Below are 20,449 nucleotides of genomic sequence, written 5' to 3'. Positions count from 1 at the left end.
GGTCATATTCCCTGCGGTCCGGGCAGCTCATTAGTTAGGCTAACTATCGTGACGGAGCGGACGGTGACGGCGCAGAGCATGCCACCGGCGCAGCTGGCCCATCAGTTGCGTGATGCGATCACCCGGCTCAACCGGCGGGTCCGCCAGGCCCGGCCGGTAGGTGACCTGACGGTCACCCAGCTGTCCGCGCTCACCAGCATCCGGCTGGGTGGAGCGCTCACGCCGCGGGAACTCGCCGACGTCGAACGGGTGCAGCCACCGACGATGACCAAGATCGTCGCGAAGCTGGAGGAGCGCGGCCTCGTGCAGCGCACCCCGCACCCGACCGACGGGCGGCAGGTGATCCTCGCGGTGACCGCGGGGGGCCAGGACGTGCTCGACCAGTTCGAGCGGGTCCGAGACGAATGGCTGGCCCGCCGGCTGACCGAGCTGAGCGATACCGATCGGGAGACTCTGCAACACGCCGCGGAGATCCTCCAGCGACTCTCTCGCGCCTGACGCCGCACACCGGTTGTGCGTAGCGCCGCGCCGTCCGGCGACGACGACGCGTACCACCGCGAGGAGGCGCACCGAGAGTGCAGGCACGGTTTAGCACGATCTTCCAGTCCCTACAGGTCCGCAACTACCGGCTATTCGCATCCGGGCAACTGATCAAACTGATCGGCGTCTGGATGATGTTCATCGCCCAGGACTGGCTGGTCCTCGAGCTTTCCGACGATTCGGCCACCGCCCTCGGCGTGGTGGTGGCGCTCCAGTTCACCCCCGTACTGCTGCTCACGCTGATCTCCGGCCGGTTGGCCGACCGGTACGACAAGCGGATGCTGCTCTTCATCGCCAACGCCTTCTGGACCGTGCTGTCCCTGGCGATGAGCCTGCTGGTCGTCACCGGCCTGGTGCAGCTCTGGCACGTCTTCGTCTTCGCCGCCCTGCTCGGTACGGCCAACGCGGTGGAAACCCCGGTCCGGCAGGCCTTCGTCTCCGAACTGGTCGGCACCCGACTGCTTCCCAACGCGCTCTCCCTCAACGCGGCCGTGTTCAACTCGGCCCGCATCGTCGGACCGGCCGTCGCCGGCCTGGCCATCGCCGCCTTCGACGTCGGGCCGGTCTTCATGGTCACCGCGCTCAGCTCGATCGCACCCCTGGTCACGGTGGTGCAGATGCGCAGCTCCGAGCTGCACCGCGCACCCCTGCCGCCGCGTGAGGAGCGGGCCGCCGCCACCGTGATGGACGGACTGCGGTACGTCGGTCGTCGCGCCGACCTGCTGCTGCCGATGGTGGTGATGTCGGTGATCGGGATGTCGCTGTTCAACTTCCAGCTCACCCTGGCGGCGCTGGCGAAGACCGTGTTCAACACCGGCGCGGCCTCCTTCGGCCTGCTCAGCACGACCCTGGCGGTCGGTGCCCTGATCGGCGCGCTGGCCGGTACCGGTCGGCGCAGTCGCCCCTCGGTCTGGCTGGTGCTCGGTTCCGCCATCGCCTGCGCGATCTTCGGCACCCTCGTCGGGCTGGCACCTACGTACTGGATGGTCGTGGCGCTGCTGCCGCCGACCGGCTTCTTCATGGTCTACTTCGCCCAGGCCGCCAACCAGCGGGTCCAACTCGGCACCGACGCGGCCTTTCGGGGCCGGGTCATGGCGCTGTGGGTGCTGGTGTTCCTCGGCACCAACCCGGTAGGTGCGCCGCTGATCGGCTGGGTCGCGGAGACCTTCGGTGCCGGTGTCAGCATCTGGGCCGGCGGCCTGGTCTCCCTGGTCACCGCCCTGCTCGCGCTGGCCTGGCAGCTCCGGCGTGACGGTGCCCGAGTGCGGTTCCGGATCCTGCCGATGCCGCGCTTCTACGTCACCGAGGTCTGAGCGGCCGGGCGGTCGGATACTGGAAAACCAGTGACGTCACTATCCGAAGCGACATAACTTCGTTGGGTGGAGGTCCTGCGCTTACTGCTGCTGTCCCTGGCCCTAGTCGCCGCGGTCTTCGTACCGGTGCTGATCGCGCTCGTGGTCTGCACGGACGAGGCCCTCGCCCGCTTAACCTGCGGCTTCGACCAGCGGCGCACCCGGCGACGGGAGCGGCGCCTGATCCGACAGCTCGATCAGGCGGTGATGGCCGGCGGGGAGACCCTGGACGCCCTCGACAGCCCCGACCGGCGCCCCTTGGAGCAGCTCGCCGCGGATCTGCGGTGCCTGCGCCGGGACCGGCTGGGTGGCGCGGCCGTGGTGTGGCACAGCGGCGTGCTCGACGCGTACGACGACCGGCTCCGGTGGGCCTGTCAGGCGCTGGGCATCACCGAACACCTGGTAGAGCTGACCGGTATCGACCGGCAGCTCGAACGGGTCCGGATCGAGGGCGAACTGGACGCCGCCGGCCTCCGCCTGCCGGCCGCCCGCCCCGGCCAACACCAGCGCCACCACTAGCCCGGGTACGCCCGGCGCCGGGCCTGTGGCCTGACATCCTGCCTCGATGCGACTCTTCATCGCGGTCTACCCGCCCGCCGAGGCGATCGGACACCTGTTTCGTACGGTCACCGGGCTGCGGCTCAGCGCGGCGGCAGCCACCGGGGCGAAGGTACGACTGGTCGACCCCGACCGCGCCCACCTCACCCTCGCCTTCCTCGGCGAGGTAGACCCCACCCGGCTGCCCGCCGTACGGCAGGCGCTGCGGCTAGCCGTCACCACGGTCCGCAGTGATCCACCGATGCTCCGGCCACCGGTGCTCCGGCCACCGGTGCTCCGGCCGCCTGTGCTCCGGCTGGGTGGCGGCGGTCGGTTCGGCCAGGGCCGCAGCACCGTGATCTGGGTCGACGTCCAAGGCGAGGTCGACGGCCTGATCACCTTGGCCGGTGCCGTCCGCGCCGAACTGGCCGCGATCGGGGTGCCCAGCGACGACAAGCCGCTGCGGCCCCATCTGACCATCGCCCGCCCCGGCGACCAACTGCCCCCCACCGACCTGGACGCCGACCTCGCCACCCTGGACGACTACCGTGGCCCACCCTGGCCCGTAACCGAACTGGTCCTGGTACAGACCCGCCCTGGCCCTCCCCCCACCTACCACCCCCTAACCACCCACCCCCTCTAGCCCACCCCCGCCCGCCGCCACCGCCCTCGACTGCTCGCCGATCTTGCACTTTCGGTCGCTAATTCGCCCCGGTATGCGCGTTTTGCGGGGACAGAAAGCGCAAGATCGGCGCGGCGGGGCTCGACGGGCGGGTGAGGGCGCGCGGGGTGGGGGAGTGCGGGCGTTTCACGCCTGGCGGCAGGATCGTCCGCTCGACCGGCGGTGCAGGTGATGCCCGGGTGGGGTTAGGAGGATTCGCGGGCGGCGGGGCCGGTGCCGAACAGGACGTCGTCCCAGCTGGGCAGGCGCTTGCGGGGCTTGCCGCCGGCCTCGGTCGACTCGGCGGCGGCCGCAGACGGGGTGTTGGTACGACGGGGGCGCAGCACCGCCAGCGAGGGTACGGCCGGCACCTCCTTCGGCGCGTCCGCGTCGTCGTCGAAGGCCGATCCCTGACCACCACCGAGCAACGCCGCAGCGCCACCGGAGACGGCCCGCTGCCGGGGGGAATCCGGGGTGCCGGCCAGCGCGGCCGGGGTGCGGGGTTCGAGACCCCGACCCGAGGTAGAGCCGAGTGGCCGATCGAGGGAGGCGAGCAGGGCGTCCCGACCGGCGCGGATCGGGTCACGGCCAGCACGGCCCGACTCGGCCGGTGACGGCAGCCCGTGGCCACCCCGGGTGGGCTCGCCACGCGAGGGACCGGGCAGCCCGTGACCGCCCCGCTCAGGTGCCGGCTCCTGCCCGAGGATCGGGGTGGGGCGTTCGGCGCAGAGGTACTGCGCCATGTCGTCGTGCGGCGCGACCGACTGGCGGGTCTTGTCCAGATCCCAGACCGCCTGGGCGGTGGCCTTGCCGGAGGGCCAGGTGGCGACGATCCGCCAGGTGCCGTCGTCGCGACGCCAGGCGTCCCAGGAGATCTTCTCGGTGTCGATGCCGTGCTGGGCGAGTCGCCCGTTCACCACCTCGGCCAGCGGGGTCGGCTTGTCGGCACCCTTGAGTCGGGTACGCCGGGCATGCTGGGCGAGCATGGCCCGCTCCTGAAGCACCGGACCGGCGTAGCGGAGCACCCGGTCGACCGGAACCCCGGCGATGCGGGCCACGTCCTCGGCGGACTCGCCGGAACGGATCCGGGCCTGGATGTCCCTAGGGGACAGGGAGGGAACCGGATCGGCCGTGGTCGGTGCCACCGCCAGGGTCGGTGCACCCGGCTCGGCGTGCAGCACTCCGGCGACACGCTCGTCGATGGGCAGGGCGAGCAGCCGCCCGACCTCGTCGGCGAGCACCAGGGCCTGGCCGTCCTCGGAGAGGGCGACGAAGCGTACTGGGCGCATCGCGTTGCCTCCGTCCCGCTTCGCTGGCCGTACGCCACGAGCCGGCCACCCGGGGCGTTGAGGACCACGGTACGCCCATCCGGGTCCAGGTGGGAGACGCCACGCCCGGGCAACTCGTGCTGAGCAGCCTTGTCCGGTGCTGGTGAGGGCTGTGCGGCCGGTCAGTCGCCAGGGGCCGAAAGGGCGATTCGACCCCGACGGTACGAAGGTCGCACGGCCGGTCCGTTCAGCGTAGCGGGCCCGGCCGACCGCGCAGGGTAGACCGGGCCCGGTGTCTCAGCGGCGGGTCAGAGCCGCTCGACCACGTAGTCGATGGAGGCGGTCAGGGCCTCCACATCGGCCGGCTCGACGGCCGGGAAGAGCGCGATGCGCAGCTGGTTGCGGCCCAGCTTGCGGTACGGCTCGGTGTCCACGATGCCGTTGGCGCGTAGCGCCTTGGCGATCGCGGTGGCGTCCACCCCGTCGGCGAAGTCGATGGTGGCGACCACGTTGGACCGCAGCGCCGGGTCGGTGACGAACGGGGTGGCCACGGCGGAGCGCTCGGCCCAGCCGTACACGATCCCGGCGCTCTCGGCCGTGCGCTTGGCCGCCCAGGCCAGCCCACCCTGGGAGTTCATCCAGTCGGTCTGCTCGGCGGCCAGGAAGACGGTGGCCAGCGCCGGGGTGTTGTAGGTCTGCTCCAGCCGCGAGTTGTCGATCGCGGTGACCAGGTCCAGGAAGGCGGGGATGTACCGACCGGAGGCCTTGATCTCGGTGGCCCGCTCAAGGGCGGCCGGGGACATCAGGGCCAGCCACAGGCCACCGTCGGAGCCGAAGCACTTCTGCGGGGCGAAGTAGTAGACGTCGGTCTCGCCGACGTTGACCTCCAGGCCACCGGCGCCGGAGGTGGCGTCGACCAGCAGCAGCGAGCCCGGGTCGGCGTCGGCCACCCGGTTGATCGGTACGGCGACACCGGTCGAGGTCTCGTTGTGCGGGGTGGCGTAGACGTCCACCCCGGCCTCGGCGACCAGGGTCGGGGCGCTGCCCGCGTCCGCCTTGCGGATGGTGGGCTCGCCCAGGAAGGGGGCGTCCTTGACGGACTTGGCGAACTTGGCCCCGAACTCGCCGAAGCTGGCGAACTGGGCCCGGTCGCGGATCAGGCCGAAGGTCGCTACCTCCCAGAAGGCGGTGGCGCCACCGTTGCCGATGATGACCTCGTAGCCCTCGGGCAGGGAGAAGAACTCGGCGATGCCGGAGCGCAGCCGGGCCACCTGGTCACGGACGGTCTTCTGCCGGTGCGAGGTGCCCAGGTAGCTGGTGGCCACCTCGGCGAGCGCGGAGACCGCCGCCGGACGGACCTTGGACGGCCCGCAGCCGAATCGGCCGTCGGCGGGCTTGATCTCGTCGGGAATCCGGATGGTCGGTGCGTCAGCCACGGTTTTCAAGATCCTTCCGCATGGGTCGGGGCCCGAGTGAGCAGGTGGGAGTGGACCGATCGGCGGGCGCGTGCTGGGTGGACCGTGGAGTCGGTCGAACCCATCGGCGGCGCTGCCGGCTTTCATCCTCGCACCCGTCGCCGCCGCTCCGGGCGCTCGTCCCGCCCCGAACCGTGAGTCGTCTGCCACAGCCCGTGGCCTGGCCCACACCGGCGCGGTATCCGCCGTGACGTGGACGTTCGCCGAACCAGGGGCCGGGCGTTAAGAAGGGGCCCTTCCTCTACCGAAGACGGTAAGAAGGGCCCCTTCCTTACACCTCAGACGCCGTGCGGGACGGCGTCCCAGCCGTCGACCTCGTGCGGCTTGCGGGGGCTCGGACCGACGTAGCGGGCGGAGGGCCGCACCAGGCGCTGGAGCTTCTTCTGCTCCAGGATGTGGGCGCTCCAACCACCCATCCGGGCGCAGGTGAACATGGAGGTGAACATGTGCGCCGGAACCTCGGCGAAGTCGAGGACGACCGCCGACCAGAACTCGACATTGGTGGCCAGCACCCGGTCCGGCCGGCGGGCCTGCAACTCGGTCAGCGCCGCCTTCTCCAGCGCCTCGGCGACCTCGAACCGGGGTGCCCCCAGCTCCTTGGCGGTACGCCGCAGCACCCGGGCCCGGGGGTCCTCGGCCCGGTACACCCGGTGGCCGAAGCCCATCAGCCGCTCACCCCGGTCCAGGACGCCCTTGACGTAGCTCTCGGCGTCCCCGCTGCGCTCGACGGCTTCCAGCATGCTGAGCACCCGCGAGGGCGCTCCGCCGTGCAGCGGGCCGGAGAGGGCCCCGATGCCCGAGGAGATGCAGGCGGCGGCGTCCGCCCCGGTGGAGGCGACGATCCGGGCGGTGAAGGTGGAGGCGTTCAGGCCGTGCTCGGCGGCCGAGATGAAGTACGCGTCGACCGCCTTGACGTGCCGAGGGTCGGGCTCCCCGCGCCACCGCTTCATGAAGCGCTCGACCACCGTAGAGGCCTTGTCGATCTCCTTCTGCGGCACGGCCGGCAGGCCGAGGCCCCGGGCGGACTGGGCGACGAAGGACAGCGCGGTGACCGAGACCCGGGCCAGATCCTCGCGGGCCTGCTCGTCGGAGATGTCGAGCATCTGCTGCAGCCCCCAGTACGGGGCCAGCATCGCCACGGCGGACTGCACATCGACCCGGATGTCACCGGAGTGCACCGGCACCGGGAACGGCTCGGCCGGCGGCAGACCAGGCCCGAACCGACCGTCGACCAGCAGGGCCCAGACGTTGCCGAAGGAGACCTGGCCGATCAGATCCTCGATGTCGACCCCGCGATAGCGCAGCGCACCGCCCTCGCGGTCGGGTTCGGCGATAGCGGTTTCGAACGCTACGACGCCTTCGAGTCCGGGTTTGAAATCGGCCATCTCACTACTCCTGGTGTGTGGTCGGTGCGCCCGCCCGGGCTCGATGACCCGGCCCCGGCCGGGTGAGCGCCTTAGGCGACCCTCAGGGATGTGTTCGTGACATCTTGCCTGCTGGTAATCGGGTACGCGACCCACTGTCGATGTGCTGCACACGACATCCCCGGGTGCGGCGGCCGTGGCTGATTGGGTGAGACTTGACCGTACGGGCTGGTCGGGGGCGGATCAGCCGGATGGACAGGGGAGGACACGTGACGGGGGACACACCGCCGCCGGTCGACATGCGTAACGAGTACACGGCCGGATCGGGGCTGGTCGAAGCCGACCTGGCCGAGGACTGGCACACCCAGTTCGATCGTTGGTTCGCCGAGGCGGTCGCCGCCGGGCTGCCGGAGCCGAACGCCATGGTGGTGGGCACGGCCGACGCCGGCGGTCGGCCCAGTGGGCGGACGGTGCTGCTCAAGGGGTACGACCCGGAGGGGTTCGTCTTCTTCACCAACTATCACTCCCGCAAGGGCACCGAGGTGGCCGCCAACGCGTACGCCAGCCTGGTGTTTCCCTGGTTTCCCATCCAACGGCAGGTGATCGTGGCCGGGTCGGTGGAACGGATCGACCGGGCGGCGACGGAGGCCTACTTCGCCAGCCGACCCCGCGGTTCCCAGCTCGGGGCCTGGGCCAGCACCCAGTCGTCCGTACTGCCGGACCGAGCCACCTTGGACGACTCCTACCGGGCGGCGGCGCAGCGGTTCGCCGAGGTGGAGCCGATCCCCGCCCCGGAGCACTGGGGCGGGCTGCGGGTACGCCCCGACTCGGTGGAGTTCTGGCAGGGGCGGGCCAGCCGGTTGCACGACCGGCTGCGGTTCCGCCGTACCGACACCGGCTGGGTAGTGGAGCGGCTGGCCCCGTGACCAGGACCGACACCTCCCGGGGGCGCGAGCGGCGCCGCTGGGCGATCGACCTGCGCCCACTGCGGGTGCCGGCGTACCGGCGGCTGTGGAGCGGCAACGCCATCGCGATGTTCGGGTACCAGCTGACTGCGGTAGCCGTACCGGTGGAGATGTACGCGCTGACCCGGGACTCGCTGTGGGTGGGGCTGCTCGGGGTGGCTGCCTTCGTACCGTTGCTGGTCTTCGGGTTGTGGGGTGGCGCGGTCGCCGACGCCCTCGACCGGCGTCGGGTGTTGCTCGGTGGGTCCGTGCTGCTCTGGTTGTCCGTACTGGGACTGCTGGCGCAGGCCGTGCTGGATGTCGGCAGCCCGGTGCTGCTGCTGGCCCTGGTGGCGCTGAGTTCGGTGTCGTTCGCGATCGCCAGCCCGGCCCGCGCCGCCCTGGTCGGCCGGCTGGTCCCGACCGAGCTGGTGCCCGCGGCCACCACCCTGAACTTCACCACGGCGATGGCCACCTCCGTGCTCGGGCCGTTGACCGCCGGTCTGATCCTCGCCACCTTCGAACTCGGGATCGCCCTGCCGGTGGCCTACGGCCTGGATGCCGTGCTGTTCGTCGCGCTGATCTGGGCCGCCCTGCGGCTGCCCGCGATGCCGCCCGAGCCGGATCCCGACGGTGCTCCCCGGCAGGTCGGGCTGCGCAGCATCGTCGACGGGGTCCGCTACCTGGCCGGTGCCCCGGTGCTGCTGCTCTCCTTCGCGGTGGACCTGATCGCGATGGTGTTCGCCTTCCCCCGGGCCCTCTTTCCCGAGGTCGCGACCGAGCGGTTCGGTGGCGGCGCGGCGGTGGGCTGGCTCTACAGCTCCATCGCGATCGGCTCCCTGCTCGCCGGGCTGCTGTCCGGCTGGATCGGCCGGGTCCGTCGGCAGGGACTGGTGCTGGTCCTGGCCGTCGTCGGCTGGGGGATCGCGGTGGCCCTGGCCGGGCTGGCCCGTCAGCTCTGGCTGATGGTCGCCTTGCTGGTGCTGGCGGGGGCGGCCGACCTGGTCAGCGCGGTGGTGCGGCAGTCGATGCTGATCGTGTACGCCCCGGACCGGATGCGCGGACGACTCCAGGGGGTCAACACCGTCGTGGTGGCCGGCGGGCCCCGCCTGGGTGACCTGCGGGCCGGGGCCACGGCGGCCGGTTTCGGCAGCGGGGTGGCCTGGGTGGGCGGTGGTCTGGCCGCGGCGGTGCTGGCGGTGCTGCTGGCGGTGGCCTTCCCGGCGCTGACCCGGTACCGGGCCTCCGGGGGAGCGCGATGATCGCGCCGCGGCCGGTCAGGAGGCGCTGACCGCGGCCTTCGTCGACCGTGGTGAGCGGGCGACGTACCCGGAAGCTAGGGTCTGGCGACATGGATAACCACGAGCCGCGTCCCCTCTCCGGAGCACAGTGGACCATCTCCGCCGCCGGACACGAGGCGGTCATCGTCGAGGTGGGCGGCGGGCTGCGCGCCTACCGGCAGGACGGCGTCGAGCACCTGGACGGGTACGGCACCGACGAGGTGTGCCCCGGATCCGCCGGTCAGGTGCTCGCCCCCTGGCCCAACCGGATCCGGGACGGGGTCTACACCTTCGACGGGCAGTCCTTGCAGCTCAACATCACTGAGCCGGAGCGCAGCACCGCCCTCCACGGCCTGGTCAACTGGTCCGCCTGGCACCTGATCGAGCAGCGGCCGGACGAGATCACGATCGGGTTCGACCTGCCGCCCCAGCCGGGTTATCCGTGGCCGCTGCGGCTGCGTACCCGATGGAGTGTGGGGCCGGACGGGCTGCGGGCCGAGCACGAGGTGACCAACATCGGCGGGCAGCCGGCACCCTTCGGCTTCTCCGTGCATCCCTACCTGCAACTGCCCGGGGTACCGGTGGAGGAGATCGTGTTGCAGGTGCCCGCGCAGACCCGGATGGTGGTGGACGCCCGGTTGCTGCCGGTCGGGGTGACCCCGGTCAGCGGCACGGAGTACGACTACACCCAGCCGCGACGCATCGGCGACGCCGTACTGGATCTGGCCTTCGGGCAGGTGGACCGGGACGACGACGGCGGTTCCGCGGTCACCCTGAGCGGGTCGGAGGCGACCGGTGGGTTGCGGATCTGGGCGGACCCCCAGTTCGGCTGGTGGCAGGTCTACACCGGTGACACCCTGACCGGTGAGCGGTTCCGGCGTTCGGTGGCGGTCGAGCCGATGACCTGCCCGCCAGATGCCTTCCGCTCCGGCCGGGATCTGATCGTCCTGGCACCCGGCGACACCTGGCGGGGGACCTGGGGCATCCAGCCCATCAGCTGAGGGACCGCCGCCCGGACCGGCGTGGAGGAGAGTGCAGGTGGAGTTCGCGGAGGTGGTCCGGCGTCGCCGGATGGTGCGCAACTACGACCCGGACCGGCCGGTTCCCCCGGCCGTGGTGGACCGGTTGCTGGACCATGCCGTACGGGCCCCGTCGGCGGGATTCTCCCAGGGCTGGGGGTTCCTGGTGCTGGAGGAACCGGCGGACCGGGAGCGTTTCTGGGCGGCCAGCACCCCGGCCGGGGGCGGCCGGGAACGCTGGCTGACCGGGATGCGCCGGGCCCCGCTGATCGTGGTGCCGCACGCCAACCGCTCGGTCTACCTGGAGCGGTACGCCGAGGCGGACAAGGGCTGGGCGGACCGCTCCACGGACCGCTGGCCGGTGCCCTACTGGTACATCGACACCGGCTTCGCCGCCCTGCTGATGATGTTGACTGCGGTCGACGAGGGACTGGGGGCGTGCTTCTTCGGGATACCGCCCCAGCGGTGGGAGGCCTACCGGGAGGCCTTCGGGGTGCCGGAGGAGTACCACCCGATCGGTGCTGTCACTGTCGGTTATCGGGCCCCCGACCATCGGTCACCTTCGTTGCGTCGAGGGCGGCGTCCGGTGGAGGAAGTGGTCCGCCGAGGGCGGTGGAGCTGACCCGTACGGGTGGTTTCGTCCGGTTGAGAACCGGACTCCCGGTGGCGAAACTGGCGCCGGGGAGCAGAACGCGGGGTGCGGGGTGCCGCTACGCTGGCACGGACATCGGTGCTGCGGGTCGCGGTACCGTGCCGCGACCCGCGTCGGCGTCGTGGTACGAACCGGGTAGGGGAGGGGAGCGTGCCGTCGTGATCTTCAGAGCGGTCCGGGACGGGCGTCCCTACCCGGAACACAACCTGACTCTCAAGCAGTGGGCGGAGATCCCGCCCCGCCCGCTGCGGCTGGACCAGCTCATCACCACCAAGCGTGAGCTGGCCCTGGACAAGCTCCTGGCGGAGGATTCGACCTTCTACGGTGACCTGTTCCCGCACGTGGTGCAGTGGAACGGGGGCCTCTACCTGGAGGACGGTCTGCACCGGGCCCTGCGCGCCGCGTTGCAACAGCGCAACCAGATCCACGCCCGGGTGCTCGTGCTCGCCGAAGCGGTCGAGTGACGGTGCCGGTCCCCGCCGGGTCCTGACCCGTCCTGATCTGCGGAAACACGCGATCGGGTGACTCGGTGAGCGGGTGTCGTACGGGGGGCTTACCGTCATCACAGACAACGCGTCTGAACAAGGACGGTGAGGGCGATGGCACGCGACGGCGACATCAACGAGCCCACCAGCAGTTTTTCCGACACTGACCTGCGAGCGGACGACCGGTCCGAGGCCCCACCCGCGCCCCCGTCCAGTGGCGGCGCCGCCCGCGCCCTGCTCTGGGTGCTCGGCGCGGCGGCACTGGCCGTGGTGGTCCTGCTAGGTGTGCAGACCACCGGGCTCCTGCCCGAGTTCCGCAACCCCTTCAGCAAGGAGCAGACCGACCGCAGTCAGCCGGCGCTGCTGGAGTCGATGCGGGACCTCAGCCGATACGTGGCCGCCGAGGGCAACTTCCAGGTCGTCGTCGACCTGCAGAACGACCGTCGCAACGTGCCGGACTGGCTGCTCAACCAGCGCACCCTGTTCGTCGGGTCGGGCAGCGTCGAGGCGTACGTGGACTTCGGGGCCCTCACCGAGGGGGCGATCACGCAGTCGGCCGACGGCAAGTCCGTAGAGGTCAGGTTGCCGGCGCCGCAGCTCGGCAAAACCAATCTCGACCTGGACAAGAGCTACGTCTTCGCGGAGGAGCGGGGCCTGCTCAACCGGGTGGGTGACCTGATCGGCAATGACCCCAACCGGCAGCAGCAGGTCTACCAGTTGGCCGAGGACCGGATCACCGCTGCGGCACGGGACAGCGGGCTGGCCGCCCGGGCCGAGGAGAACACCCGCAAGATGCTCATCGGTCTGCTCGCCTCCCTGGGCTTCGAGCAGGTCACCGTCACCTACGTGGCCCCCTGACCCGCCGGGCGGCTCAGTCAATCCGTTAGCTGGGGCGACTTCGGGGATCGCCGCCTCCGACAGGTCGGTCGGCGGGCAGCATCCCCGAAGTCGGCTGCGCTGCTTGCCGTGAAGCTGGTTGCCTGCAGTCGGCTGCTTAAAGTTGGGCTGCTTGAAGTTGGCTGCGCCGGGCTCGGGTGGAAGCCCGGCGTGGGGGGATCAGCGACCGGCCATCACGTAGCGGTCCTCGTTGGGCATGATGATCCACAGGGCCAGGTAGATGATCACCTGGGTGCCGGGCAGTAGCAGCGACAGCAGGAACAGCAGCCGGACGAACCCGGCCGACATGCCGAAACGCTGGGCCAGGCCGGCGCAGACACCGGCGAACATGCGCCCCTGCCGGGGCCGAACAAGCTTGCGACTCATCGTGGTGGTTCCCCTCTGCGGCGATCCGCCGCTCCGGTTGTCAACGCTAGGGACTCGATCCGCCCTCGCCCTCCGTCCCGAGAACGAACCTCACCCCGCCCACCCGTAGGTACTTACCCGCGCCCCCCACCCCCCACCCCTGCCCGCCCGCGCCCTCCCCCCACCCCCGCCCACCCCGTCGATCATGGAGTTTTGGTCGGGGTGTAACGGGCTTAGCGGGTCAAAACGGCGACCATAAGTGCATGATCGACGAGGGTGGTGGGGGTGCCGGCTGCTAACCTGGCGTCCGTTCGGTAGGCGGGAGAACGACGGTGACCTCTGGCGTGGGGGCGTTGTGGTCGCACCGCAACTCGCTGCGCATCCTGGTCAGGCGCGATCTGGCGGTCAAGTATCAGCAGTCGGTGCTGGGCTACTTCTGGTCCCTGATCGAGCCCCTGGGGATGGGGGCCATCTACTGGTTCGTCTTCGGGGTGCTCTACTCCCGGGACACCAACCGACACCTGGGCGAGGCAGCCGGGTCGTACCCCCTGTTTCTGATCACCGGGATCTTCGCCTGGATGTGGACCAGTTCGGCGTTGAGCGAGGCGACGAACGCCCTGACCGGACAGTCCCGGTTGATCACCACGATGAACGTACCCCGGCAGGTGTTTCCGATCGGTCGGGTGGCCGGCCGGTTCGCCGAGTACGCCGCCGGCCTGCCGATCCTGGCCGGCATCGCGATCTGGTACGCCGCCCAGGGCCGGATCGAGCCGGGCTGGTCGCTGCTGGCCCTGCCTCTGGCCGTGCTGGTGCAGGCCACCCTGTTGGTCGGGGTGGCCCTGCTGCTGTCCGCCTGGAACGTGCTGATGCGCGACGTGGAGCGGTTCATGCGACTGGTCATCCGGGTGCTGTTCTACGCCACCCCGATCATCTATCCGCTGAGTCTGGTCCGGGACTCCGGCCTGCCCGGCTGGCTGAAGCTGGGCTACGAACTCAACCCGCTGGTCGGCATCTTCCAACTGCACCACTCGGTGTGGTACCCGGAGGAGTTCCCGTCAGCCCGGATGCTGGCCACCACCGTCGGGATGAGTCTGCTGCTGCTCCTGGTCGGCTGGTGGTCCTTCCGTCGGCTCGAACCCGCCGTGCTCAAGGAACTCTGATGGGCGAATCGATCATCGAGGCGGAGGGTCTCGGCATCCGGTTCGTCCGCAACCGCCGGCGGCAGTTGCGGCTGCGGGAACTGCTCATCCATCGGGGGCGGCGCAACGCGGCCGACGGCCAGTTCTGGCCGCTGCGCGACCTGACCTTCTCGATCGCCCCCGGGGAGACCGTCGGGGTGGTCGGCCGCAACGGCACCGGCAAGAGCACCCTGTTGCGGCTGATCGCCGGGGTGCTGATCCCCGATGAGGGGTCGATCAGGGTTTCCGGGGAGGTGGCGCCGCTGCTGGAACTCTCCGCCGGGTTCTCCAACGACCTGACCGGGCGGGAGAACCTGTACCTGGTGGGTGGCCTGCACGGGCTGTCGTCGGGCTACCTGAAGCGGCACTTCGAGGAGATCGTCTCGTTCGCCGGGGAACAGGTGGAGCGGGCCATCGACACCTCGGTGCGACACTACTCGTCCGGTATGAAGGTGCGGCTGGGCTTCGCCATCATCTCCCACCTGCCGCACCCCATCCTGCTGATGGACGAGGTGACGGCGGTCGGGGACGCCGAGTTCCGCGCGAAGTGCTACACGACCATCGATCGTCTGCTCGGGGAGGGGCGCACTCTGGTGCTGGTGTCACACAACGAAAAGGACCTGACCCGGTTCTGCCGTCGAGGATTGTTCCTCGACGCGGGCCGGCTGAGCGTCGACGGCACGATCGCCGAGGCGCTGGCCGCGTACCATGACGCGGTTCCCCGGTGACCCTCGCGATCGTGCTCGCCGCCGGTTCCCCGGCCGCGGGCCTGCCGACGGGCGACGGTACGGCCCTGACCGACCGACTGGCCGCGCAGTGGCGGGCGGCCGGGGTCAGCGAGGTACGGTTCGCGGCCGACCTCGACGAGCTGGCCGACCTGGCCGGGACCTCCGTGGGCCCGGTGGTGGTCAGCGGTGCCGACCTGGTCGCGCACACCGCCGTACTGCGGCATCTGTTGACCAGCCCGGTCGGGCCGACGGTGGCCTTGGTGCTCACCGACCCGCCGACCGGTGGCCGCACCACGGTCCGTGAGGAACGCGGCCAGGTGGTCGGCGCGGGGCCCGCCCACCGACTGGACGGCGAGGCCACCGGGGTCTTCGGTGGCGCGGTGCGGGTCGGCCGGGACGACCTCCCGGCGCTGGTGGCCGCCGCCCGGGCCGCCGCCACCGGTCGGCTGGCCGATGTGGCCGCCGGGCACTCCGACGGCGGGGGTGCGCCGATGGAGCCTTCGGGACCCGCGGTGGACCAGGTCTTCGCCGGGCTAGCCGCCCAGGGGGTGCTGGTCTTCGCCCAGCGGGTACGCCTGCTGGTGGCGCACCGGGTGGACGAGGTGAGCGATCTGCACGCGGCCCAGGCCGCGATCGCCGCGGTGGACGAGGACCGGGCCGAGTTGCGGCTGTCGGTGAAGGAGCGGGACGACTTCTTCACGACCTACTTCGTCAGCACCTGGTCCCCGTACGTCACGAAGGCGGCGGCCCGGTTGGGCCTGAGCCCGACCGGGGTGACCATGCTGTCGGTGGGGTTCGCGGTGGCCGCGGCGGCGTTGTTCGCCACCGGCGGGCGGGTAGCCCTGGTCACCGGTGGGGTGCTGCTCTACCTCGGGTTCCTGCTGGACTGCGTGGACGGCCAACTGGCCCGGTACACCCGCAACTTCAGCGCCTGGGGCGGCTGGCTGGACACCATGGCCGACCGGGCCAAGGAGTACCTGGTCTACGCCGGTCTGGGGTGGGGGGCCACGGCGGCCGGGGTCCGGTACGGGTGGGCCCTGGCCATCGCCGCGATGACCCTGCAGACCGTCCGGCACATGACCGATGCCTGGTACGGCGTCCTGCACGACGAGGCGGCCCGACGGCCGAAGACGGTCGGCACCGGGGGCGGCGGCATCGGGGACCGGCTGAACGCCGCCTCCACGAAGGTGCAGGCCGACACCGGCTCGGTGTCGTACTGGCTCAAGCGCACCGTGGTCTTCCCGATCGGGGAGCGGTGGGCCCTGATCGCGCTGGCCGCCGCCCTGTTCAACCAGCGGATCGCGCTGCTGGCCGTACTGACCTGGGGGGTGCTGGCGTTCGCGTACACCGGGGCGCTGCGTACCCTGCGGGCCCGGTGGATGCGGGTGCCGGTGCTGGACACCCTGGATGCCCTCCTGCACCGCGACGACGGCCTGCTCTCAGCCCGGCTGCTGCCGGTGCTGCGTCGCCCGGGGCCGCTGGTGCTCGCGGTGTTCGCCGCCCTGGGTGCGGGGGTTCTGCTGCTCGCGGCGTTGCTGACCGGCGACGATGCGGACGGGTTGCGCTGGGCGGTACCAGTGGTGCTGCTGGTGTTGCTGGTGGGTGCGGCCGGGGCCCGGGCGGCCCACAACGGCCCGCTGGACTGGCTGGTGCCGGCGGCCCTGCGGGCCGCGGAGTACCTGTTCGCCATCGCGGTAGGGGTGATCGGCGGGGCTCCGGCCTGGCTGATCTTCGGGTACGTCTTCGTGCTCACCCTGCACCACTACGACCTGGTGGCCCGGCTGGAGAAGCGGCAACCGGCACCACCGTTGCACCCGGCGACCCTCGGCTGGGAGGGACGGTCGGTGGTGCTGGGGCTGACGGCGATTGCCGGAATCGTCGGTATTGGTCTCGCTACACTCGGTATCTACCTGTTGGTGCTTTTCGCGGCGAGTGTGGTGCTGGCCTGGTTCGTCCGGCCGGCCCGGGTGCCGACAGGTGCCGGGAGGAACGCGACAACCTGACGGGGGCCGGGACGATGACGCTGATCAGCTTCGTCGTCCCGGCCTACCGGGTCCAGGGCTACCTGCGGGAATGCCTGGACTCGATCCTCGCCCAGCCGGTCGTCGACATCGAGGTGATCGGGGTCGACGACTGCTCACCCGACGCCAGCGGGGAGATCCTCGACGAGTACGCGGCCCGCGACGAGCGGGTACGCCCCCTCCGGCTGGACCGCAACCTCGGGCTGGGTCCGGCCCGCAACGCCGGGCTGGACCGGGCGGTCGGGGAGTACGTCTGGTTCGTCGACGGCGACGACTGGCTGGTGCCGGACTGCCTGATCGAGGTGGCCGAGCGGCTGCGCAGCACCCGCCCGGACGTGCTGCTGGTCGACCACGTCCGGGCCCACTGGAACGACACGGTCACTCCCAGCGCCATGGCGGAGGTGTTCCCGCAGCCGCCCGGGCCGGTCACCTTCCGGCTGCGGGAGCGACCGGAGACCCTGAACCTGCTGCACACCGTCTGGAACCGGCTGGTCCGTCGACAGTTCCTGGCCGAGACCGGGCTGCGGTTCGCCCCCGGCTGGTACGAGGACGTGTCCTTCAGCTATCCGGTGCTGCTGGCCGCCGACCGGATCGGGGTCCTCGACACGGTCTGTGTCAACTATCGGCAGCGGCGGGCGGGTGCGATCACCAAGACCCGGGGCGAGCGGCACTTCGAGCTGTTCGAGCAGTGGCACCGGGTGTTCCGGTACGCGGATCAGCTCGGCGCCCAGGAGCTGCGGGCGGCGCTGTTCGAGCGGATGATGTGGCACTACCTGACCGTGCTCGGCAACCCCGATCGGCTCCCCGCCCACCTGCGGCCCACCTTCTTCGCCCGGATGTCGATCGAGTACGCCCGGTACCGGCCGCCGGGTGGCTACCGGGTCCCGCCCGGGGTGGAAGGGCTCAAGCATCGGCTGGTGGCGGCCGGGCGGTGGCGGGCCTACTCGGCGTTGCGGGCCACCAGCCGGAAGGGGGAGTTTGCTCGCCGGGCCGTCCGGCAGGTCAGACGTCGGGCGGTGCCACCGGTGCGGGCCACCGTGCGGGCGGCCAGGGATGCCGCGCTGCACGGGTACCACCGGGCCGAACTGCACCGACCCCTGGACGAGAATCTGGCCGTCTACGCGGCCTACTGGTACCGCGGCTACGCCTGCAACCCGGCGGCGATCTATGAGGCGGCCCGGCGGCTGGCACCCCAGATCCGGGGGGTGTGGATCGTACGCAGGGACCGGGTGCACACCCTGCCGGCGGGGGTCGAGTACGTGGTGGCCGGCAGCCCCGCGTATCACCGGGTGCTGGCCCGGGCCAAGTGGCTGATCAACAACGTGAACTTCCCGGACTCGGTGCGCAAACGGCCCGGTTCGGTGCATGTGCAGACCCACCACGGCACCCCGGTCAAGGTGATGGGGCTGGATCAGCAGCGTTATCCACTGGGGGCGGTCGGAATGGATTTCGCCGGGCTGCTGCGTCGGGTGGACCGCTGGGACTACAGCATCTCCGCCAACAGCTTCTCCACCCAGATGTGGGAGCGGGCCTATCCGGCCGCGTACACCACTCTGGAGGTGGGTTATCCGCGCAACGACCGGCTGGTCACCGCGACCCCCGAGGAGGTGCTGCGGCTGCGGGCCCAGTTCGGTGCCGGCCTCGGTGAGCAGGTGGTGCTGTACGCGCCGACCCACCGGGAGCACCTGCCCGGCTACCGGCCGCCCTTCGACCCGGAGCGGGTGCTCGACGCCCTGGGCCCCTCCGGGCTGCTGCTGATCCGTAGCCACTACTTCCATGACCGCAACCGGAGAGGGTGGCCCCCGGCGGGCCGGGACCGGATCATCGACGTCAGCTCTCATCCCCAGGTCGAGGACCTTTACCTGGCGGCGGACCTGCTGGTCACGGACTATTCCTCCGCGATGTTCGACTACGCCGTGCTGGACCGGCCGATCGTCATCTACGCGCCGGACTGGGACGCCTACCGGTTGACCCGGGGGGTCTACTTCGACCTCTTGGCCGAGCCGCCCGGACCGGTGGCCCAGACCTTCGCCGAGTTGCTGGAGGTGTTGCGGGACCGGCGATTCGACACCCTGGCGGCCGACCGCACACGGGCGCGGTTCCGGGAGCGCTTCTGCTCCCTGGAGGACGGTCAGGCCGCACAGCGGGTGGTTCGGCAGGTGTTTTCGGCCGACATCTCCGGCGGAGATGGAAAATTCAGTCGATAGTCGCTACTCGATGGCACGTATTAAGTCTGTCACGACTTGAACATGACACGTTTACCCGATGTGCGGCTGACATGATCCTGGCCACAGTCATTGCCGGGTTCGGCAGACGAGGGGTCGGGGGAGGAGACGGGTGAGCACCGTCGCGCTCAAGGATGTCACGAAGGTCTTCCGGGACGGCACGGTCGCGGTGGACAGCATCAATCTCGAGGTCAACGACGGCGAGTTCATGGTGCTGCTCGGGCCATCCGGCTGCGGCAAGTCGACGGTGTTGCGCATGGTCGCCGGGCTGGAGGAGCCGACTGCGGGCTCGGTGATGCTCGACGGTGAGGTCGCCAACGACCTCCCGCCCCGGGAGCGCGGCATCGCCATGGTCTTCCAGGACTTCGCGCTCTACCCCCACATGAGTGTCGGCGACAACATCGCCTTCCCCCTCAAGCTGGCCGGGATCGAGCCGGCCCCGCGCGGCGAACGGGTCACCGATGTGGCCAGCGCCCTCGGCATCGGCGACGTACTGGCCCGACGACCCAGCCAGCTCTCCGGCGGGCAGCGGCAGCGGGTGGCGATGGGCCGGGCCATCGTGCGCCGCCCGAAGCTGTTCCTGATGGACGAGCCCCTGTCCAACCTGGACAGCGGGCTGCGGGCGGAGTTACGGGCGGAGATCTCCGCCCTGACCCGCGAGCTGGGGGTCACCACCATCTACGTGACGCACGACCAGGCCGAGGCGCTGACCATGGCCGACCGGGTGGCCATCATGCGCAAGGGGGTCCTTCAGGACGTGGGCACCCCGACCCAGGTGTACGGCCGTCCGGCCACCCTCTACGTGGCCGCCTTCCTGGGCAGCCCTCGGATGAACCTGCTGGAGGCCTCGGTCTACGTCCACCTCGACCGGTACGTCACCCTCACCCTCGGGGATCAGGCCCTCTACCTGCCCTGGGACGACATCCGCAGTCGGGCGGTGGCGCACTACCACGGGGAGCGGATCGTGGTGGGCATGCGGGCCGAGGCCCTCACCCCGGTGGCCCCGGACTCACCGGGTGACGTCCTGCAGGGCCGGATCCGCTACCTGGAACATCACGGGCACGAATCGCTGGCCTTCCTGGACATCGGCGCCACCGCGATCGTGGTGGACGAGGTCGGCGCGGCCCCGGACAGTGACACTCCACTGGGCCAGCGCGGCCTGCGCCGCTTCGGTCAGGTGATGCAGCGGTTCACCAACCGTGCACCGGTGCCCCAGGCCAACCCGAACAGCGGTCAGGCCAGCGTCCTGCCCGACCCCGGCCGGCACCACCGCCGCCCGGCCGAACTGGCCGTCCGGCTAGCGCCGTACCCCGCGGTCTCCGCCGGTCACCCACTGGCCATCAAGGTACGCATGGACGCCCTGCACTTCTTCGACGAGCGCGGCGACCGGATCGACGTCGGCTGGCGCTGAGGGCACCTGCGGCGCGCCGGGTTGAGCGAAGTACGTTTGCCGGCCGGTGACCGTGGATAGATTGGGG

At 70.9% G+C, this 20,449-nt stretch carries 19 protein-coding genes; 15 read left to right on the top strand and 4 right to left on the bottom strand.

The window, feature by feature from the left end:
* Positions 1–48: 48 nt before the first annotated feature.
* The 4 genes from ABZ795_RS05790 (at position 49) to ABZ795_RS05775 (ending at position 3,072) form a co-directional block, all read left to right on the top strand.
* Positions 49–498 (top strand): MarR family transcriptional regulator, encoded by a 450-nt coding sequence (locus tag ABZ795_RS05790; protein ID WP_327023149.1) that lies wholly within the window; start codon positions 49–51, stop codon positions 496–498.
* Between the two features lie 77 nt (positions 499–575).
* Complete coding sequence (locus ABZ795_RS05785) at positions 576–1,853, top strand: MFS transporter (RefSeq protein WP_357529231.1); 1,278 nt, start codon at positions 576–578, stop codon at positions 1,851–1,853.
* 66 nt (positions 1,854–1,919) lie between these two features.
* Positions 1,920–2,411 carry a hypothetical protein gene (locus ABZ795_RS05780; protein ID WP_357529229.1) on the top strand — a complete coding sequence of 164 codons (492 nt, stop codon included), beginning with the start codon at positions 1,920–1,922 and terminating at the stop codon, positions 2,409–2,411.
* 46 nt (positions 2,412–2,457) lie between these two features.
* The gene (locus ABZ795_RS05775) at positions 2,458–3,072 is read left to right on the top strand and encodes a 2'-5' RNA ligase family protein (RefSeq protein ID WP_357529227.1); all 615 of its coding nucleotides are present in this window, start codon (positions 2,458–2,460) and stop codon (positions 3,070–3,072) included.
* A 224-nt stretch (positions 3,073–3,296) separates the two neighbouring features.
* On the opposite strand, the gene sepH is transcribed toward ABZ795_RS05775, so the two are convergent.
* The 3 genes from sepH to ABZ795_RS05760 all read right to left on the bottom strand — a co-directional run bounded on the left by sepH (position 3,297) and on the right by ABZ795_RS05760 (position 7,218).
* Positions 3,297–4,379, bottom strand: coding sequence for a septation protein SepH (sepH, locus tag ABZ795_RS05770; RefSeq protein ID WP_357529225.1), 1,083 nt, complete (start codon positions 4,377–4,379; stop codon positions 3,297–3,299).
* Positions 4,380–4,666: 287 nt separating this feature from the next.
* On the bottom strand, positions 4,667–5,794 hold the full coding sequence (gene serC / locus ABZ795_RS05765) for a phosphoserine transaminase (RefSeq protein WP_357529223.1): 1,128 nt from the start codon (positions 5,792–5,794) through the stop codon (positions 4,667–4,669).
* Positions 5,795–6,111: 317 nt separating this feature from the next.
* Positions 6,112–7,218, bottom strand: a complete 1,107-nt coding sequence (locus ABZ795_RS05760; protein WP_327023143.1) for a citrate synthase 2 — start codon at positions 7,216–7,218, stop codon at positions 6,112–6,114.
* 230 nt (positions 7,219–7,448) lie between these two features.
* On the opposite strand from ABZ795_RS05760, the gene pdxH reads away from it, so the two are divergent.
* The 6 genes from pdxH to ABZ795_RS05730 all read left to right on the top strand — a co-directional run bounded on the left by pdxH (position 7,449) and on the right by ABZ795_RS05730 (position 12,435).
* Positions 7,449–8,123 carry a pyridoxamine 5'-phosphate oxidase gene (gene pdxH, locus ABZ795_RS05755; protein ID WP_357529221.1) on the top strand — a complete coding sequence of 225 codons (675 nt, stop codon included), beginning with the start codon at positions 7,449–7,451 and terminating at the stop codon, positions 8,121–8,123.
* A complete protein-coding gene (locus tag ABZ795_RS05750; RefSeq protein WP_327023141.1) occupies positions 8,120–9,403 on the top strand; it encodes an MFS transporter in 1,284 nt (427 codons plus the stop codon). Before pdxH ends, ABZ795_RS05750 begins: the two co-directional genes overlap by 4 nt.
* A gap of 89 nt (positions 9,404–9,492) precedes the next feature.
* Positions 9,493–10,422 (top strand): aldose 1-epimerase family protein, encoded by a 930-nt coding sequence (locus ABZ795_RS05745; protein ID WP_357529219.1) that lies wholly within the window; start codon positions 9,493–9,495, stop codon positions 10,420–10,422.
* A gap of 37 nt (positions 10,423–10,459) precedes the next feature.
* Positions 10,460–11,062 (top strand): nitroreductase family protein, encoded by a 603-nt coding sequence (locus ABZ795_RS05740; RefSeq protein ID WP_357529217.1) that lies wholly within the window; start codon positions 10,460–10,462, stop codon positions 11,060–11,062.
* 188 nt (positions 11,063–11,250) lie between these two features.
* Positions 11,251–11,556, top strand: coding sequence for a type II toxin-antitoxin system VapB family antitoxin (locus ABZ795_RS05735; protein WP_111214238.1), 306 nt, complete (start codon positions 11,251–11,253; stop codon positions 11,554–11,556).
* A gap of 135 nt (positions 11,557–11,691) precedes the next feature.
* Positions 11,692–12,435, top strand: coding sequence for a DUF4230 domain-containing protein (locus ABZ795_RS05730; RefSeq protein ID WP_357529215.1), 744 nt, complete (start codon positions 11,692–11,694; stop codon positions 12,433–12,435).
* Between the two features lie 198 nt (positions 12,436–12,633).
* On the opposite strand, the gene ABZ795_RS05725 is transcribed toward ABZ795_RS05730, so the two are convergent.
* On the bottom strand, positions 12,634–12,840 hold the full coding sequence (locus tag ABZ795_RS05725; protein ID WP_327023137.1) for a PspC domain-containing protein: 207 nt from the start codon (positions 12,838–12,840) through the stop codon (positions 12,634–12,636).
* Between the two features lie 311 nt (positions 12,841–13,151).
* Here ABZ795_RS05725 and ABZ795_RS05720 point away from each other — a divergent pair, with 311 nt between their 5' ends.
* From ABZ795_RS05720 to ABZ795_RS05700, 5 genes are all read left to right on the top strand, one after another.
* Positions 13,152–13,979, top strand: coding sequence for an ABC transporter permease (locus ABZ795_RS05720; protein ID WP_357529212.1), 828 nt, complete (start codon positions 13,152–13,154; stop codon positions 13,977–13,979).
* Positions 13,979–14,725 (top strand): ABC transporter ATP-binding protein, encoded by a 747-nt coding sequence (locus ABZ795_RS05715; RefSeq protein WP_357529210.1) that lies wholly within the window; start codon positions 13,979–13,981, stop codon positions 14,723–14,725. The genes ABZ795_RS05720 and ABZ795_RS05715 overlap by 1 nt, the downstream gene beginning before the upstream one ends.
* Positions 14,726–14,766: 41 nt before the next feature.
* Positions 14,767–16,728, top strand: a complete 1,962-nt coding sequence (locus ABZ795_RS05710) for a DUF5941 domain-containing protein (RefSeq protein WP_357529661.1) — start codon at positions 14,767–14,769, stop codon at positions 16,726–16,728.
* Positions 16,729–16,742: 14 nt separating this feature from the next.
* Positions 16,743–18,953: a bifunctional glycosyltransferase family 2 protein/CDP-glycerol:glycerophosphate glycerophosphotransferase gene (locus tag ABZ795_RS05705; RefSeq protein WP_357529208.1), complete on the top strand. Its 2,211-nt coding sequence runs from the start codon at positions 16,743–16,745 to the stop codon at positions 18,951–18,953.
* 130 nt (positions 18,954–19,083) lie between these two features.
* On the top strand, positions 19,084–20,382 hold the full coding sequence (locus ABZ795_RS05700; RefSeq protein ID WP_327023133.1) for an ABC transporter ATP-binding protein: 1,299 nt from the start codon (positions 19,084–19,086) through the stop codon (positions 20,380–20,382).
* Positions 20,383–20,449: the final 67 nt, after the last annotated feature.

Source organism: Micromonospora sp. NPDC047134 (assembly GCF_040643455.1).
GTDB lineage: Bacteria > Actinomycetota > Actinomycetes > Mycobacteriales > Micromonosporaceae > Micromonospora.
This window is presented reverse-complemented; position numbering and strand designations above follow the sequence as displayed.

What these genes read in the sequence shown, in the direction of transcription:
- ABZ795_RS05775 (WP_357529227.1), top strand. Translation starts at nt 2,458, where the DNA reads ATGCGACTCTTCATCGCGGTCTACCCGCCCGCCGAGGCGATCGGACAC.
- sepH (WP_357529225.1), bottom strand. Translation starts at nt 4,379, where the DNA reads ATGCGCCCAGTACGCTTCGTCGCCCTCTCCGAGGACGGCCAGGCCCTG.
- ABZ795_RS05760 (WP_327023143.1), bottom strand. Translation starts at nt 7,218, where the DNA reads ATGGCCGATTTCAAACCCGGACTCGAAGGCGTCGTAGCGTTCGAAACC.
- pdxH (WP_357529221.1), top strand. Translation starts at nt 7,449, where the DNA reads ATGGACAGGGGAGGACACGTGACGGGGGACACACCGCCGCCGGTCGAC.
- ABZ795_RS05745 (WP_357529219.1), top strand. Translation starts at nt 9,493, where the DNA reads ATGGATAACCACGAGCCGCGTCCCCTCTCCGGAGCACAGTGGACCATC.
- ABZ795_RS05730 (WP_357529215.1), top strand. Translation starts at nt 11,692, where the DNA reads ATGGCACGCGACGGCGACATCAACGAGCCCACCAGCAGTTTTTCCGAC.
- ABZ795_RS05725 (WP_327023137.1), bottom strand. Translation starts at nt 12,840, where the DNA reads ATGAGTCGCAAGCTTGTTCGGCCCCGGCAGGGGCGCATGTTCGCCGGT.
- ABZ795_RS05715 (WP_357529210.1), top strand. Translation starts at nt 13,979, where the DNA reads ATGGGCGAATCGATCATCGAGGCGGAGGGTCTCGGCATCCGGTTCGTC.
- ABZ795_RS05705 (WP_357529208.1), top strand. Translation starts at nt 16,743, where the DNA reads ATGACGCTGATCAGCTTCGTCGTCCCGGCCTACCGGGTCCAGGGCTAC.